2 protein-coding genes are annotated in these 2,811 nt (G+C 63.8%); both read right to left on the reverse strand.

Features of this window, described 5'->3' with window-relative positions; all coding sequences use genetic code 11:
* Positions 1 to 487: 487 nt before the first annotated feature.
* Entirely contained in the window at positions 488 to 1,606 is a 1,119-nt protein-coding gene (locus tag R6U20_RS11240) for an IS91 family transposase (protein ID WP_410337952.1), read from the reverse strand.
* A 22-nt stretch (positions 1,607 to 1,628) separates the two neighbouring features.
* Positions 1,629 to 2,486 (reverse strand): tyrosine-type recombinase/integrase, encoded by an 858-nt coding sequence (locus tag R6U20_RS11245; RefSeq protein ID WP_410337953.1) that lies wholly within the window; start codon positions 2,484 to 2,486, stop codon positions 1,629 to 1,631.
* Between the last annotated feature and the right edge of the window lie 325 nt (positions 2,487 to 2,811).

A 2,811-nucleotide genomic window follows, 5' to 3' on the forward strand; every position in this document is an offset into this window, starting at 1 on the left:
CTACTCGACGACGTAGACGGCAAAGTCGGTGGGGTCCACGACGACCTCCTCTCGGTGCTTGGTCTGCACGCGGCGGCCCACGGCGTCGGGCTGAATGGGGTACTCGCGAAATAGATTATTTTTAGAGCTAGAACTTCCATAACATTCCATGATCTTTGGACTATTCTTAACAGTGAAGCATTTCTTCGCTGTGCGCAGCATGGCGCAGAAATGCCGGTTGAACGGAACCGCCCATCGGGATCACGACACGTTCAAATAGGGGATTGTATTGCGTGGGGTCGCTCGCGGGCGGTCCGGGCACTCGCTGGCGGTGCTCGCGGGGGCGTCAACGGGGCTACTGTACGCCATCGCTGCGGTCCTTTTTGGCGTCTATGGCGCCAATGTAGCGCGCGTGGACGGCGAGATCCATGGTCGGGCACGAGGGCGTGCGTCAACGCCGGTTATGGGCGTTCGTTCTGTGGTGCATTGGTCGGGGTTGCGGTGATCGTCAGGATCGGAATCGCATCCGTCGACGCTGGTTCGGTGGACGTGTGGGCCGCATGCGCGGTGGGATGATTGCGCGGATCTGGAGCACGGTGTCGCGGCAGTGCGGGCACGACACGAGGGCCGGGGCGTGGTGGATGTCGTCGCTGTTGGCTTCGGGCTCGGCCACCGCCAGTGCCTGACGGATCTGTGCCAGCCGGCGCCGGCGGCAGCGGTTGGCCAGTAAGCCGTAGTGGCGCACCCGCATCAGGCCCTTGGGCAGCACATGCAGCAGGAAGCGGCGCACGAACTCGGCGCCGTCGAGCGTCATCGTGCGGTTGCGGCCGCCGTGGCGGTAGTCCTTGTAGCATAGGGTCACGCCGTGGTCGTCGACGGCCTCAATGCGGGCGTTGCTGATGGCGATGCGCCGCGTATAGCGCGCCAAGTAGTCGACCACGGTCGCCGTGTGCTGCAGGCAGTTCTTGGTGTAGACGACCCACTCGTGGGCCATCAGGCCTTTGAGCAGGGCTGCGACTTCGCCCGTTCGCGTTACCCGATGGAGCTCGCCGGCATCAGCCGCGGCCCGCAGGGCGCCGACCATGCGCCCCCGGAAGTGGCGCGATAGCGCGCGCACGGGGAACAGGTAATTGCTGCGCGCGCAGCGCCAATGCCCGTCGTCGCCCAGGGCACCACCGGGGACCAGGCAGTGCAGGTGCACATGCTGACTCAGGTTCTGGCCCCAGGTATGCAGCACCGCGGTCATGCCCATCTGGCCGTTGAGGCGCTTGGGATCACGCCCGAAGGCGTCGAGCGTCGCCCAGGCGCTGTGGAACAACAGGCGGTGGATGACTTCGGGGTGGAGCTGGATCCAGGCGTTGAGCTCATGGGGCAAGGTGAATACGACGTGGTAGTAGGGCACGGGCAGGATGTCGTGATGGCGGCGTTCGGCCCACTGGCGCATCGCCCGGCCCTGGCACTGCGGGCAGTGACGGTCGCGGCAGCCGAAGTAATGCGTCTGGCTGTAGTCGCAGTCGCTGCACTGCAGGGACCAGCCGCCCATCGCTTCGGTGCGACAACCGAGCAAGTGGCTGCACACGCGCTGGCGCTGTCCATCCAGGCCGCATGGGTCGAGAAAGCGGTACAAGGCGTGCTGTAGGGTGGCCGGCTCAGTCATCGCGCACCGCCAATCCGGCCATCAGGTCGGCGACCGTGCCGGTGCCGCTGTATTCACCGGGCAGCCAGTGTAGATAGTGCAGCGTCGATTGCAGACTGCGGTGGCCGAGCAGGCGCTGCAACTGATGCACCGGTACACCGTGCTCGAGCATGTGCGTGGCGTAGGCATGGCGCAGGCCGTGGATGCCGCCGGCGCGGCTGACGCCCGCCTTGCGCTTGGCCGCGCGGTACGCTTTTTGCGGCGTCGTCACCCCGATCGGCTCACGGGCATCCGTCGCCCGCGGAAACAACCAGCCGCGCGGGCGGTGATCGCGCCAGTACCCACGCAGGCGCTGCAGCAACGTCGGCGCCAGGACGACGATCCGATCGCGTGCCCCTTTGCCCTGCTCAATACGAAGTTGGCTGCGCTCGCCGTCGATGTCCGACACACGCAGGCGCGTGACTTCACTGACCCGCAAGCCACAGCCGTAGCAAAGCTCCAACATCATGCGATGACGGTCGTTGCTGCACGCCTGCAGGATCCGGCGCACATCATCGCGCGTGAGCAACGCCGGTATCCGTTGCGGACACTTCGGAATCACCAGCGTAAGATCACACGCCGGCCACTGTAGGACCTGCAGGTAGAAAAACCGGATACCGTGATACTGCTGGCGGCAGCTCGCCGGCGCGAGATCGCGCTCCTGCACCAGGTAGTTGCAATAGCGCTGCAACTCACCGATGCCCAGCGCATCGGGCGAGCGCCGGAAGTAACGGCTGAGTTGGACTACCGCTGCCAAGTAGCAGCTCTGCGTGCGCGGGGAATAGCCACGCTGCTGCATGGCTCGGATCATCTTGTCTCGGAGAATCGTCATCGTCGCTACTCCTGCTCTCAACCCAAATGGGTCAATGAGGAGTATCCGTCCGATGACGTTCTCACCCTACTCTACGGCCGCTACCGCGAAGCGGTTTAGTTCAACAGTGATTGAGCGGAATTCCGCGTTATTGCAATAACGAAGCGCGCTTCATAGCTCCGCCTGCTCGGCAGTGAGCGGAATCCCACTAGTCATTGATTTTCTGGGATTTTACCCCGTCTCACCGGGGTACGCCATGGGATCGTTTGACTTCCGCATTTTTCTCTGCCGATAATAATGTATATATAAACAGGCCGCAAAGGAGGTGCAGCATGCCCGAGGGCTC

It is taken from the genome of Longimonas sp. (assembly GCF_046498435.1).
Lineage (GTDB): Bacteria > Bacteroidota > Rhodothermia > Rhodothermales > Salinibacteraceae > Longimonas.

Bases quoted from the DNA above. Each gene is read 5' to 3' on its own strand.
- R6U20_RS11245 (WP_410337953.1), bottom strand. From the start codon at position 2,486: ATGACGATTCTCCGAGACAAGATGATCCGAGCCATGCAGCAGCGTGGC.